We start from the raw sequence: 14262 nt of genomic DNA, 5'->3' as shown, positions 1-14262 counted from the left end.
TACTTTAACAGTTTTCTTACCTTAAATAACCAACTGCCATCTGACTAATGGAACTGAGGCTAGTTGGAGGAATTATGTTACTCATAAAACTCCTTGGCTGCATATTATCTGTCGCTGTTTCCTCCATACTAACACAACCCCTTTGTTGTTCATTATTTACTAGTGTTCTCTGCATATTATCTTTGAAAAGAGCTAAAAACTTATCAGCTTGTTTGTAATTTGGACATGACTTTTTTGCAGTTTCACACAAGAATTTCAAAATCTCATTACGATTTTCATCATTAAGTAATGACCTACTCACAATAGCTGACTGTAGTTCAGCTGGATCTAAGTTTAAGTGTTTTTTTGGAATGCCACATCTTGAAGCTGCCTCTTCCAATACTTTTTCAAATTTTAAAACAACATTTGCTGCATCTACTACTCTTACCACTTGATTGAGTTCATGTATCTTATTCTCTATTTTATATTTATCTTGTGTTATAGAAGGATAATAGAAATTTATTATTTGAGATATAAATGAAGTTGTTCTACCTGCTCCACTTGTTACTGGTTGATTATTTGAATTTCTAGTTTCCCTCTTCCTTCTACGTGCAGTACATACTGAATCTGTAGGTTTTATCCCACAAAACATATTTTTTACTTGACCATAAAGGGCTTCGGTATTTTGTTTTGATATAGATGCGTTACTTGCAAATTTTTGAGCATCCTTTTTTATAACTTCAGTTATATTGTGCAATTTCACTACTTTAGCATATAATTCTGTAGTCTTATTTTTGGCATCATGAGCTTCTTTAGCGAATCTTTGAGAAACATTTCTAGCTGACTCCACTGCTTTTTGAGTGTTCTGGATTTCAAGTTTTGTTTTGTTTATCTCATACAAAAACTGATCTGCTTCTACAGCACCTATTCCATCCTCTCCCTTTAGACCTTGAGGGCCAGGTAATCCATCTAACCCTGATTCTCCCTTTTGTCCTTGCAAACCTGTAATACCTTGTGTACCATTGAAGCCTCTCGCGCCTTGTTCGCCTTTATTACCTCTTTCTCCTTTAGGACCTACTGGACCTGTATCTCCTTTCAAGCCTTGATCACCTCTTTGTCCTGGGCTACCTGTAATACCTTGCGTACCATTGAAGCCTCTTGGACCTTGTTCTCCTTTATCACTTCTTTCTCCTTTAGGACCTACTGGGCCTACATCGCCTTTTTCTCCCTTTTGTCCTAATATTCCTGGTAATCCATTTGTTCCTGGCATTCCATCTTTACCAGGAGTACCATCTTTTCCTTTAATACCCTGCTCACCTTTGGAACCTGTTTTACCTTCTAAACCTCTATCACCTTTTGGACCCTGAGGGCCTGGTAATCCATCTGTTCCCGGCAATCCAATATTTCCTTTACCTCCCTTTGGTCCAGCCATTCCTGGTATACCATCCTTACCAGGTGCTCCATCTACTCCTTTAGAACCTATATCTCCCTTATCACCTTTTGGACCAACCTCTCCTTTGTTACCTTTTTCTCCATCGATTCCTGGTACACCATCCTTACCAGGAACTCCATCTACTCCTTTAGAACCTATATCTCCATGATCACCTTTCTGTCCAGGAGTACCTTGTATTCCAGTATCTCCTTTAGAACCAGGTATTCCTGCTAACCCATTTTCCCCTTTTAAACCAATATTACCTTGTTCACCTTTTTGACCTTGAGAGCCAGGTAATCCATCTGTTCCCGGCAATCCAATATTTCCTTTATCTCCCTTTGGTCCAGCCATTCCTGGTATACCATCCTTACCAGGTGCTCCATCTACTCCTTTAGAACCAGGTATTCCTGCTAACCCATTTTCCCCTTTTAAACCAATATGCCCTTGCTCACCTTTTAGACCTTGAAGTCCAGGCAATCCAGATGTTCCTGGCATACCAATTAGACCAGTATCTCCCTTATCACCCTTTGGACCAACCTCTCCTTTGTTACCTTTTTCTCCATCGATTCCTGGTACACCATCCTTACCAGGAACTCCATCTACTCCTTTAGAACCTATATCTCCATGATCACCTTTCTGTCCAGGAGTACCTTGTATTCCAGTATCTCCTTTAGAACCAGGTATTCCTGCTAACCCATTTTCCCCTTTTAAACCAATATTACCTTGTTCACCTTTTTGACCTTGAGAGCCAGGTAATCCATCTGTTCCCGGCAATCCAATATTTCCTTTATCTCCCTTTGGTCCAGCCATTCCTGGTATACCATCCTTACCAGGTGCTCCATCTACTCCTTTAGAACCAGGTATTCCTGCTAACCCATTTTCCCCTTTTAAACCAATATGCCCTTGCTCACCTTTTAGACCTTGAGAGCCAGGTAATCCATCTGTTCCCGGCAATCCAATATTTCCTTTATCTCCCTTTGGTCCAGCCATTCCTGGTATACCATCCTTACCAGGTGCTCCATCTACTCCTTTAGAACCAGGTATTCCTGCTAACCCATTTTCCCCTTTTAAACCAATATGCCCTTGCTCACCTTTTGGACCTTGAAGTCCAGGCAATCCAGATGTTCCTGGCATACCAACTAGACCAGTATCTCCCTTATCACCTTTTAGACCAACCTCTCCTTTGTTACCTTTTTCTCCATGAATCCCTGGTTTTCCATCTTTACCAGGGGTACCATCTTCTCCTTTAATACCCTGCTCACCTTTGGAACCTGTTTTACCTTCTAAACCTCTATCACCTTTCGGACCTGCATCCCCTTTTAGCCCTTGCAAACCTGGAATGCCTTCTCCACCATGTAAGCCTCTTGGACCTTGTATCCCTCTATCTCCCTTTGGACCAGATATTCCTGCTACTCCATCTATTCCTTTATTACCAATATTGCCCTTAGGACCCACAAGACCTGGTAATCCAATGTCACCTTTTTCACCTTTAGGACCAAGGATTCCTGGCTTACCATCTACTCCTCTAATACCCTGCTCACCTTTGGGACCTGTTTTACCTTCTAAACCTCTATCACCTTTCGGACCTGCATCCCCTTTGAGCCCAGGCATTCCTGATGTTCCAACTTCACCTTTATTACCTTTTATATTGCCAGGATTTTCTCTTAATTTTTTTGCTATTCCTTCCTGAAAATCTAGATTGTTTACTAAGATTTCTTCATTTTTCCTATCTTTTGCTTCTAGAATCATACGTCCCAATTCAGTCGCTTTGGTAGTAACTAAGTCACGAGCAATTTGCATCGAGGCTACTTTATATATCAAACATTTTAATTGCCTTTTATCTATATCTAAATCATCATCAAGCTCCAGCTCAGGCAAAACTTCTCTTATGTTTGAATTTTCAAGCAATACTGCTTTTAAAAAAGACGAATTGACATAATCTGTGAAGCTTTGTTGCATGTCATATATAGAATTCACAGCAGTACCGTTTTGATGAGCAAAGTAAATTGAAAGCTTACCTTCATGGTTCTTTTCAATAACTATTTTTCTATCTTCTACATCTATCCAAGGAACTGAAGCACTCTCAAATCCAGCTGTGCCTTGATTACAGCTTGGAAAGCTAAAGTGTGCTAATTGACAAATCTCTATTTTACCATACATAACTCGCGGTATATAGTGGATGGAATTTTCATGTTTTGAGAATGCTTCACCTTCCGATAATTGTAGTTCCTTATTATAATATTTCTTTAAGTTAAGATTTTCACTGATTAATGAAGATTTAGATAAAGTAATCCATCCATCATTCTGGAAATATACAGCGATTTTGTATTCACAAACGTCATCAAGTATTACCTTTATTTTAACGTTCTGTAATGGAATAGATTCTTTCTTATAAAACTCTATATCTGTCCAGTTATCACAGAGGTTGCCTTCATGGAATTCATATTTTCCTTTTTCAATCAATAGATAAAAAAAATTTCCATTCCATTCGTGACTAATGCTATATGCTCCAAAGTAAGGACCACACAACTTGATTGTTGTTTGTCTATCATCTTGATGCTCAAGCTTTACCCTTGTATACCCGGAATTGTTACCTACTATATCTCTAGTACAGACAATGTTAAAGCTATACCTCTGCATACTTTCTACCTAATAAGCCTTTAAGTTGAAGAACATAATACATAATAATTAAGAAGGGGTTACTAAATGTGTGATTCCAGAGAACGTGATTATACATGGTTCTTACTTATTGGAAGTGATTGTGTTATTCAACAGATTAGCATCATATATCATAAAATTAATGTTAATTCACTGGTAGAAGATCATCTATAAAACTGTCCTAAGTTATCTCTTACGTTAAGAACATCCTTAACTGATATTAGAGTATCTGGTCCTTGCGCACCGTTATTGAATACAGCATATGATAAAATCATTTGATCTCCATCAGTAATACGTTCACATCCTCCACATCGTGTATATCGTTGTAATTGTCGATCCGCTTCTGCACTTCTTTGTCGTACATACCCTGCAGTTCTGGCAAATTTTAGCTCTATCCCAATTGGATGAGTATCATCTCTTTCCACAAATCTTGACAACACTAGATCTATTCTTCCACCTCTTTCTAATTGAAACTCAATAATTACTCTAGCAGGATTACCAAGAGTATAAAATAACCCATGTAATACAGCTTGAAATTCAGCTTCACTTGTTACCAATCCTTGCCTTAACGGAAACAACACATTAGAAATTTCCTGAAATAATTCCGTATGCCTATTGGCATCTTGCCAGCCGGTATTCATCATCACACTTGCAGCTCTGTGTACTCGTCCAACGCCACCTATCCGTAAAAGACCACCTTGGAAATGCCTAGGATAATTTCTTGAATAATCATCAGGTGACTGAAATGGTGTTAAAATAACGTTTACTTCAGGATTACCATCAACCATTCTACACAATACTTCACGCACTCTAGCACCTTGCCAATGTGGACGTAACAGATCTAAGGCCATTACTGGAAATTGGTGACGCAATATTCGACGGATGTTAAGCACAACTAGTGAATTAATACTTAGTGCAAATAGAACCATGGTTAAAGCTCTCTCTCGAACATTTATTCTTGTAATTCCTTGTCCTTGCTGGCCTAGCATTCTATCATCATCATGGTAATTGAACAGATATTTTGTTACTCTTACCAAATTTCCACCTATTCGAACAGTACCTTTTTCAAATGCAATACTTGCAAATGCAAACCTAGATGTGTAGGAAAATGGATTAGAACCAGGTACTGCACGTGTGCAAGAGGCTGGATATAATAAATAATTTTCTACATCTCTTACAACTTCTCCCTCAATAGGATTCATTAATCTTCTTATCAAAGAAGGTTCTTGCTCTAAAAAGTGTTCTGTATCAAGCTGCAGACGTTGAGCATTATGGTTAAAGTTTAGCCCTACACAAACAGCATTTCTTGATGAGGTATGAATGGATACAGATGAAATGGGACAATTTCTAACATAACCCCTAGCTTGTTCCAACGCTTGTCCAGCGTGTTCTTGACCTGCTTTGAGCTCAATTATAATGGGAACTGAATTATTTAATTTTTCCTGACCACGTACAAGCAAACTAATATCTGCATATCCCCTTCCTATGAGTAATTCTAGGTAGATATCAGCCATAGCGCGATATCTAAAATTTACTAAAAATCCGGATAAAAAACCATGATCGTCAGACTCATTATCAAAATTCAATTCTTGGCGATATTCATCGTATACATTGACGATGTATTGTAAAATTCTTCTAATGTCTCTTCTTACTTCTTGACTGTTATTATTTGCTAACCCATTTACTCGATCTAATAAGTTGCCTTGCTGCATGATTGGAGCAATTTCTCTAAAATTATCGATAGGAGATGCATGATTTCCACCAAAATCCCTTCCTTGAGGAAAAAATACACACTCCTCTCCCCGCTGAAATATTTTATACTCTTTCCAAGCCAAATCCTCCTGTAAGTTCTGTAGCTGATTCTCTTCTATCCATAGCCTTTCTTCTTCACTGAATCTTGATCCAGGACTGTTCTCATTATCAGCAATAGTGTAGCATCTTACTATTCTCGTGCCATCTTCATTTGCGTCATTGGTTAGAACAGCAATTTTTAGATTTCCTTTCCCATTATCATAATTATCAAAACGAAAGTAAATTCTTTCACCATTTGCAATATCAGGGTCAAAATCTATAATACCAGAATCAAATGCAGTAGCAAACATGCCGAAGAAGAATGCAGGAAAAAAACGGCTCCTACCAACCGAGTGTAAAAAAGATGGACACTGGTCTAAAAAAAGTCCAACTTTTCTATTTAGCTCATCACAATCTCCATTTAACAAATCTTGAATTAATTCAGTATCTTCATCATTATTTCGCATAAACACTCCTAATTATAACTACGACTAGACACACCACTAACACCAGCACTTTCTAACACGGTCTGTGGATCACTAAAACCACTACCTTCAGGAGACAAATGCGCAGACTTTCCTAGCTGAGAAAATAACCCCTCTGCTACCTTGCTATAGTCGACACCATCTTTCATACCTGACACATAAACCGTTTTTAGATCATTAGTGATACCATCTTTAAATAATTTAAAATCCTTGTCTGAACAAAAATCTTTGACAAATTGCAAAATTACCAGTACTTCACGCTTCCTTACAATGTTATTACTGCTATTATCACGTTGCCAATCAACAATTAACCCTGCAAGCACATCTGTTATCGGATCTATGTTCTTGGAAAATTTAACCACAGCTTTTTTATGCTCATCAAAAAGATCGCATTTCCAAAGATTCACAACAATCATTCTTGCCTTAATTTGAATATCTATCTCAGGATCCTCTAACATCAAATTTGAAAGCGAGGAAAGGAGAAACGCGTAACCACAATGTGAAAGTATTTTCTTCTCCTCAGACACTAAAACTTTTTCCTGAAATAACTGCTTTATTACATCTTGAACTGTATCAACGAAACCACACTGTATTAATATGCTAAGAGGTTTATACATAACTCCTTTGCCTTTATCTGATAACTCAAGTAGTAATTTATGCTTTATTGGATCAGTGATTATTTCATGCAGAAGAAAATCTAAAACGGTAGCAACATTATGGTTAGCTTGAATAGCAGATAAATTAGCAACAGCTTTAACCATCAGGTTATCAATCTTTTTCTTTCCTTCCTGATTTATACGACGATAGAAATATTCTACTCCTTCACTCCATTTGAATTCCACAGCTTTATTAAAACCCTCTACTGCATTATCATGCTTTTTAAATCCTCCAGATTTTTTATCAATCCAGAAAGTAAACACAGGGTCTACACTTTTCATAGCATCCAATAATTCGTTTCTAACATATTTGCGGTTGTTAGTTGCAGGCCTGCCATCATCATCTACTTCTTCAGAAGAGAAGCCACTTTTGTAAGACTCAAGTTGTTCCTGAAAAAGCTGAGGAATCTTATCTGTCACACAATACCTGCATGCCATATTATATCTACAAAGTGGATTATTTATTTCACCTGCTTTTTCTTCAGTTAACATTCTTCCTAGAGCAGAAGTGTTTAACCTTGTACCTGACCAACAATTCTCATCACGAAATACGTTGTATAAGAATTGTAGTTCATCATCTTTAAGATATTCTACTTCTCCAGTATAGGTTTTTACCCATTTTTCGATAGCTAAACGCCTTCCGGCAGCAATATTAGAATCTGGATGTTTAATGATATTCTGTAATTTCTTAAGTATTGTAGCATGACGATCTGTCCATCTTGGCATTGTACCCCCTATATGAAAATATTTACTGCATTATGCAAAAGTTAGAATCAAATATCAACACTAAAATTATCAAGGATAAGAAATTTTTATGAAAAACATTTTTTATATTTAAATATCATCTATTTTGCACTTAACTGATCCATAAAATTAGTGAGAAAATCAAATAGGCCATAGCGAGAATAGCGAAAGAGTTAGATATAGGCTCTAGACTAGTAGATAAAGAAATACAATAAGTTAAAAAGAGCTTTAATGGAGTTGCAGCACTTAGGCTTTTTCCTTAAGTTTTGAAATTTCAGCTTGAGAAAGACCGGTAGACTCAGCTATTAAATCAACAGATATACCTGCTTTAAGTAAGTTTTTTGCAACCTCGATTTCTCTTTCTTTTCTGCCTTTTTCATGGCCCATTTGAATGCCTTCTTGTCTACCTTTGTGAGTAGCATCATCGAGTTTTTGAGCAAGGACAGCCTGTTCATCACGAATACGCTTGATCTCTTGTTCATAGGCAATAAATTCTTTTTCTGACCAGTTAAACCTATTTAGTTCTTCATATGCTCTTTTAATTATTAAATCACTTCCTATTATTCTCTCTAGCTCTTCTTCACTAGTTTCGTCTGCATATCTAAAGAAGTAGACCCATTTTTCAACTATACTTGAAAGCTGATCTTCTTTAGTTTTTGGAAATTTAGGCAACTCAATAAATATAAAGTAAAAATCTTTTAAATCATGTTCATTAGTATTTTCATCGCGAATAGTATGCTTTGACTTATACTCGGACTTATCAGGAAATAAAATACAATCTGCTATAGCAATAAAGATAATTTCCTTAAGGTCATGGTATTGATCACCCTTACTAGCTTGTCTTGAATAAGCTTTAGCTGCGTAATATTGGGCACGTTTTTCAAAGCCTTTGGTTTTAGCGACCTGCATTTCGACTATCACTTGCAGCCCATTTTCATCTCTACAGAGAACATCAACAATGCTTTGTTTTTTAGAAGCAATATCAGGGTCTTGAATAGTACTTAAAAACTCTATATCCTGTATTGCATTTTTGCCAGTAAAGCTCAAGATATCATTGAGGAAGTGAATGAGAATGTCTTTATTCTTTTCAGTACCAAAGATACGGCGAAATGCTATATCATTTTTAGGATCGAGAAATTTCGAAAGAGCCATGAGAAAGTAAGATAAAAAGCATTAATAATTATACACAATTGTGAGGAAATGTTCAATCTTTTTATTGTTTTAAATGTGTTAAAGAAAAAACGTCTGTCAGAGATCATCTGAGAATTGCATTTTAGGCTTTAGATGTAGGTGTTTTGATCATCTTTCTATAACTGCCTTATAAAGCACCTTAAAACCCCAGCAAATGAATTAATGAGCTGTGAAGAGCTTAAAAATATTTATTTTCAGTGTGAGAGATTAACCTCCTAATAAAAATAAGAGCCCAAAAGCTCAATTACGATTTACCTAATATCGAGAGGACAGGTTTGTCAATCTCTCACACCTTACATTTTAAAATATTCAAAAAATAATATCAACATATTTCGGTAGCAAATTTACGTTGAATCTATATCCTGTAAGTATGGGCGAAAAAAAGAAGGTTACAATATATACAGATGGAGCATGTTCCGGAAATCCTGGGCCTGGTGGATAGGCAGCCGTGGTGATGTATGAAAATAAAAGTGTCTTTATCAAGAAACGTATCTCTGGAGGTGAAAACGAATAACAAAATGGAGTTAAAGGCTGTGATTAACGGGCTAAAGATGTTGAAAGTTTCTTGCGAAGTTGTTTTACACACTGATAGTCAGTATATTAAACAAGGTATAACAGAGTGGATCAATAAATGGAAGGTAAATGGTTGGAAGACAGCCGATAAAAAGCCAGTGAAGAACAGAGAATTATGGCAGGAACTAGATGAAGTTGCTTTGCAGCATGATATTAATTGGAAGTGGGTTAGAGCTCACAACGGTAATATGTACAACGAGGAGGAAAATAGACTTGCTAGAAAGGAATCTAAAAAGCTAAAATATAGAGATTGTGAGGTCAAAAAATCACCAAAAAATAGAGGGAACTCTAAGTTTCATAGATTGGGTGGGGTATTATGGCAATAATTCTTTTAGACACAAAAACTATAAATCGTATAGCAGCGGGAGAGGTAATAGAAAGGCCAGCGAGTGTAGTAAAGGAATTAGTAGAAAATGCAATAGATGCTGGAAGTTCAGAGATAGAGATCAAAATAGAAAGTGGTGGGCGCAATCTTATAACTGTGACAGATAATGGAAATGGAATAGAAAAGGAAGATTTGGAACTTGCGTTTATGCGCCACGCTACTTCAAAATTAAGCGATAGTGAGTTAATAGAAATCAAGCACCTTGGGTTCAGAGGAGAAGCTTTACCTTCAATTGCAGCAGTAAGTAGAATGAAATTATCGTCTAAGGCAAGTGGAGCAAAGGAAGCATGGTCTATAAGGTATGAGGGAGGAGAAAAAATAGAAGAGGTTATCCCTTGTTCTTTATTACAGGGTACATATATTGAAGTTCGTGACTTATTTTTTGCCACACCAAATAGACTAAAATTTCTAAAAACCGAGAGGGCAGAAACACAAAGCATTGTTGACATTGTAAATAACTTAGCAATGATTAACTACAGTATTGGGTTTACTCTCACTTCCGGTAATAAAAAGCTCTTAAAATATGCTAAACAAACTTCATTCTTTAACAGACTATGTGAAACAGAAGAAGAATTTCAGAGCAATTCGCTGGAAGTTAAAGAGGAAGAAGAAGGAATCAAACTTACGGGACACATCTGTAAACCAACTATTAGTTGTGGCAATTCAACTCAGATCTATACGTTTGTTAATGGAAGGCCAATAAAAGACAATCTACTTATTGGTGCAATTAGATATGCGTATCAAGATTTTATTCTAAGTGGGAGGTATCCTTTTGCAGTGTTGCACTTAGAGATACCATACGATCAAGTAGATGTAAATGTGCATCCAAATAAATCAGAAGTAAGGTTTCAGAACAAGAGGCTAGTATATGAAATAGTGAGAAGAGGGCTAATAAAAGCATTATCGACGAGAATAGGCACGTTCGCAGCAAGTGATGTTAAGTCTCAAAGTATTGAAGAGTTTGATAGTCAAGAGAAGGTTAATAGTGAAGAGAAAAAAAATCAAAAAGAGTTTTATGAGAAGAGGCCAAGTCTTTTAGAAAATCGTCTAATGAAAGAATTCAATGCACCAGATGAAAGAAGGCGAAGCTTACCAGAAACGTTTAAATATGGAGAATCTCTACCCCAAAAGGGAACGATGGTTTTAGAAAGGAAGCAAATTGATTTAATAGCGGATCATCCTCTAGGATATGCACGCTGTCAGGTCTACAATACTTACATTATTGCTGAGGCTAAAGGAAAATTAATTATAGTAGACCAGCACGCAGCCCATGAGAGATTAATACACGAGTGCTTAAAGCAAAAATCAAGCATAAAAAGACAAAAACTTCTTCTTCCTGAAACAGTTGAGATTAAAAACCAAGCAGGAATGGAGATGGTTGGAATGTATAAAGATAGGCTCTTTGAAATGGGTTTTGGTATTGAAATAGAATCAGAAGATAAAGTAAGGGTGAAAGAAATACCTGCAATTTTAGGAACAATAAATGTGAAAGAGATGGTGATGAATATAGTTGATAGATTAATGGAGATAGGAGATACGCTACCTATAGAAGAAAAAGTGAACAAGATACTAGCTACCATTGCGTGCCATGGGTCAATTAGAGCTGGAAGGGAAATGAAGTTGGAGGAGATGAATGAGTTGATGAGACAAATGGAGGAAACACCTTATGCTGGGCAATGCAATCACGGAAGACCAACGTATATAGAAATGAAACTAAGTGATATAGAAAAATTGTTTGAAAGGAGATGAGTTCAGTTTGTCAAAAAGGTTCCCAATTAAGTATAAGTAACGGCTCTTCTGATTATGAGTATAAAATGTGAAAAAAGAGAATAAATGCTCTAATTTTTTAGATTACAAAGTAATAGGACAGGAAGTAAGAAATCGTAGGTTAGCAAAGGGATATACTCAAAAAGATTTAGCAAAAAAAATCGATACAACATATCAAGTAATACTGCAATATGAAAAAGGAACACGCAGAATTTCAATTAAGAAGTTATATGAATTAGCAGAAGCATTATCAACAACTGCTAGAGATCTAGCTTGCGGACAAGAAGTATCAAATGAGGGAAGTTATGAGGAAGAGGAGGTACTAAATCTAGTAAGAAGACATAAAACCTCAGTTGCGGATTAGCCAACGAAGTAAAGCTTAGAAATGCAGGGCTTTTTCGGCTGCATGGAATATGAAACAAACCTCAGTTGCGGATTAGCCAACGAAGTAAAGCTTAGAAATGCAGGGCTTTTTCGGCTGCATGGAATATGAAACAAGCGTAGAAAAAATGTGTACCAAAAAATTTATCGGTGATCTATGTCTTGTATGCTCAATCTCAAAGTTGTTTTTCAGAGAGCCAAAAACTGTCTCAATAATCGATCTTTTTCTTAACAAAATCTTCTCATTTAGCGCCATTAATGAGTTTTTCATACCCTTTTTTATACTGGTTACAAGCTTTAACCCTCTATCGAATAATTCGTGAAAAAGATCTTTTTTGATATATCCTTTATCTCCAAACAATAATCCAGTCAATTTCTGAGTTAAATTTGGCACAGGTTTTCTATCATCAATGTTGCCTTTTGTCACCGTAACCCCTTGAATTTCGCCAGCTTCGTTGATTACTAGATGTAGTTTAAAACCGAAAAACCACCCATAGGTAGTCTTTCCAATCTTTGCCAACCCTTTGAAAACTTTATTTCTCGAGGTCCTTTTTGGATGGCAAACAGCGATAGATGTTGCATCTATGTACGAAATCCCTGTCACTTTTGACTGTTCGCAAAACCATTGCATTAAGAGCACTAAATACCATAAAACCCTAGATTTTAGCCTAATAAACCTACTATAGGATGGCAATTTTGGAAACGCTGATTCGTATAATAATTTCAAATAATGCACATAGAAAATTTTAAAATTGTCGCACTTGGATTGGTGATATAGCAATATTATGGTAAGAATCTCTGAATGCGTAATCTCTGGCGTCCTGGTTGGTTTTTTGCTACTTGGTAGAAGTTTTTCTGCAAAATTCTTGTCAACTGAATTGCAAAAATCGTCGATCAGGCAAAATAATTCTGTTATATTTTCATTCATTGGTAACCTCTCTATTTTGTAAATAATTTTCCGAGGTTACCCTATTTTCCTGGCTTTTTCACTGATTTCTAATCCGCAACTGGGGTTAATAGCACTATATAGTCCTTTTGGTAACTTTTTAGAATCAATGATTAACTCATAAGTATTTCCATCTGTATCATCAAATGATACTGTTTTTTTAGTAGTCATATAGCCTCCTATTAAGCATGTTATTCAAGTCTACAGAGCAATTTATTGCTTTATGATTAACTTAATACGCAAATTATAAAAAGATCTTGTATATCTTGCAACTATTTATAATAAAAGAATAGTTTCTTTAAGACTTTTATTCTTTAATCACGACTTAATATACAAGCTATACAAAGATCTTTTATATTTTGTAATTCTCCAATATCTCTCTCCAGATTCTTGATTAAGTTTTTTTGCTACTGTGTAGTAGCCAAACTTCTCAAGCAATTGAAATTTGGTTTATAACAGCTCTCTTTCCTTAAAACTGCAATATCCTTTGTCTGTCATAATAATGTGATCCTCTAGCTCAATTCCCACTCCTTGACATGCTGACACTAATTCTCTAGTCATAACCTTATCATCTTCTGATGGCTCTAAACTTCCTCCTGGATGATTGTGAGATAATATTATCGATGCTGCTTCCATTGATAATGCCTTTTTTACCACTTTCCTTTCAGATAGGTGTACTTCATCTATTGTACCAAAATACACTTCATCTCTTATCAGACGGTTCTGTTTATCCAAGTATATTATCAAGACAGCTTCTTTTGCTGAAAAGCCTATGTTTACCCTTACATACTCTATCAGCTTTTCTTGGCTATCCATTACCGGGCCTCTCTTTAATCCTTCTCTGAGTGCTCTTTTATAAGCTTCTTTTACACATTCAATTGCTGCAGCTGCATGTTCAGTCATTCCTTCTATCATTTTCAGATCATCGATTTCTCGTCCTAAAATTTCTCCTATTCCTGGGCAATTATCCATTAGAGTTTTAGTAACATCTTGTGCTTGCTTTCTGTCATGAACTGCTCCTAGAAGCACTGACACTATTTCACGATCAAATAGAGCACTTCCTCCTCCACTCTGTAATACTCTCTCTATTTCTTCTGTAAGTTTTTCACTATTATTCATAAAATATACTCCTCGTTAATAACAAATTGTTTTTAATTATTTACTGCTGTTTTTTTATCAGCATTGGCATAGAGCCATAGCTTTCGAGTGAAGTCAAATCAATTTTTAAATCTTTTTTACTTATTTTTTCATTAAAAAGTTAAGATATTAATATA

Annotated in this window: 8 protein-coding genes and 2 pseudogenes; 3 read left to right on the top strand and 7 right to left on the bottom strand. The window is 36.0% G+C overall.

What is annotated here, in order from left to right; genetic code table 11:
• Positions 1 to 16 precede the first annotated feature (16 nt).
• The 4 genes from ACQH21_RS00970 to ACQH21_RS00955 all read right to left on the bottom strand — a co-directional run bounded on the left by ACQH21_RS00970 (position 17) and on the right by ACQH21_RS00955 (position 8897).
• Entirely contained in the window at positions 17 to 4051 is a 4035-nt protein-coding gene (locus tag ACQH21_RS00970; RefSeq protein WP_425384306.1) for a hypothetical protein, read from the bottom strand.
• Positions 4052 to 4233: 182 nt separating this feature from the next.
• Positions 4234 to 6327 (bottom strand): hypothetical protein, encoded by a 2094-nt coding sequence (locus tag ACQH21_RS00965; protein ID WP_425384305.1) that lies wholly within the window; start codon positions 6325 to 6327, stop codon positions 4234 to 4236.
• An 8-nt stretch (positions 6328 to 6335) separates the two neighbouring features.
• A complete protein-coding gene (locus ACQH21_RS00960; RefSeq protein WP_425384304.1) occupies positions 6336 to 7727 on the bottom strand; it encodes a hypothetical protein in 1392 nt (463 codons plus the stop codon).
• 264 nt (positions 7728 to 7991) lie between these two features.
• Entirely contained in the window at positions 7992 to 8897 is a 906-nt protein-coding gene (locus ACQH21_RS00955; RefSeq protein WP_425384303.1) for an Rpn family recombination-promoting nuclease/putative transposase, read from the bottom strand.
• A gap of 409 nt (positions 8898 to 9306) precedes the next feature.
• Here ACQH21_RS00955 and rnhA point away from each other — a divergent pair.
• From rnhA to ACQH21_RS00940, 3 genes and pseudogenes are all read left to right on the top strand, one after another.
• Positions 9307 to 9736, top strand: a pseudogene (gene rnhA, locus ACQH21_RS00950) (ribonuclease HI); the annotation flags it as partial.
• A gap of 89 nt (positions 9737 to 9825) precedes the next feature.
• A complete protein-coding gene (gene mutL, locus ACQH21_RS00945) occupies positions 9826 to 11643 on the top strand; it encodes a DNA mismatch repair endonuclease MutL (RefSeq protein WP_425384302.1) in 1818 nt (605 codons plus the stop codon).
• A gap of 67 nt (positions 11644 to 11710) precedes the next feature.
• Positions 11711 to 12007: pseudogene (locus ACQH21_RS00940) on the top strand (helix-turn-helix domain-containing protein); the annotation flags it as partial.
• 90 nt (positions 12008 to 12097) lie between these two features.
• On the opposite strand, the gene ACQH21_RS00935 reads toward ACQH21_RS00940, so the two are convergent.
• The 3 genes from ACQH21_RS00935 to ACQH21_RS00925 all read right to left on the bottom strand — a co-directional run bounded on the left by ACQH21_RS00935 (position 12098) and on the right by ACQH21_RS00925 (position 14107).
• On the bottom strand, positions 12098 to 12970 hold the full coding sequence (locus ACQH21_RS00935; RefSeq protein WP_425383942.1) for an IS982 family transposase: 873 nt from the start codon (positions 12968 to 12970) through the stop codon (positions 12098 to 12100).
• A gap of 36 nt (positions 12971 to 13006) precedes the next feature.
• Entirely contained in the window at positions 13007 to 13159 is a 153-nt protein-coding gene (locus ACQH21_RS00930; protein WP_425384301.1) for a hypothetical protein, read from the bottom strand.
• 279 nt (positions 13160 to 13438) lie between these two features.
• Positions 13439 to 14107 carry a JAB domain-containing protein gene (locus ACQH21_RS00925; protein WP_264704329.1) on the bottom strand — a complete coding sequence of 223 codons (669 nt, stop codon included), beginning with the start codon at positions 14105 to 14107 and terminating at the stop codon, positions 13439 to 13441.
• Positions 14108 to 14262 lie beyond the last annotated feature (155 nt).

It is taken from the genome of Wolbachia endosymbiont (group B) of Eupithecia inturbata, from assembly GCF_964030915.1.
Lineage (GTDB): Bacteria > Pseudomonadota > Alphaproteobacteria > Rickettsiales > Anaplasmataceae > Wolbachia.
The sequence above is the reverse complement of the archived record's forward strand: the minus strand, read 5'-3'. Positions and strand labels throughout refer to the sequence as shown.

Coding starts and splice junctions, on each gene's coding strand:
- ACQH21_RS00970 (WP_425384306.1), bottom strand. CDS start 4,051: ATGCAGAGGTATAGCTTTAACATTGTCTGTACTAGAGATATAGTAGGT.
- ACQH21_RS00965 (WP_425384305.1), bottom strand. CDS start 6,327: ATGCGAAATAATGATGAAGATACTGAATTAATTCAAGATTTGTTAAAT.
- ACQH21_RS00960 (WP_425384304.1), bottom strand. CDS start 7,727: ATGCCAAGATGGACAGATCGTCATGCTACAATACTTAAGAAATTACAG.
- ACQH21_RS00955 (WP_425384303.1), bottom strand. CDS start 8,897: ATGGCTCTTTCGAAATTTCTCGATCCTAAAAATGATATAGCATTTCGC.
- mutL (WP_425384302.1), top strand. CDS start 9,826: ATGGCAATAATTCTTTTAGACACAAAAACTATAAATCGTATAGCAGCG.
- ACQH21_RS00935 (WP_425383942.1), bottom strand. CDS start 12,970: ATGAATGAAAATATAACAGAATTATTTTGCCTGATCGACGATTTTTGC.
- ACQH21_RS00930 (WP_425384301.1), bottom strand. CDS start 13,159: ATGACTACTAAAAAAACAGTATCATTTGATGATACAGATGGAAATACT.
- ACQH21_RS00925 (WP_264704329.1), bottom strand. CDS start 14,107: ATGAATAATAGTGAAAAACTTACAGAAGAAATAGAGAGAGTATTACAG.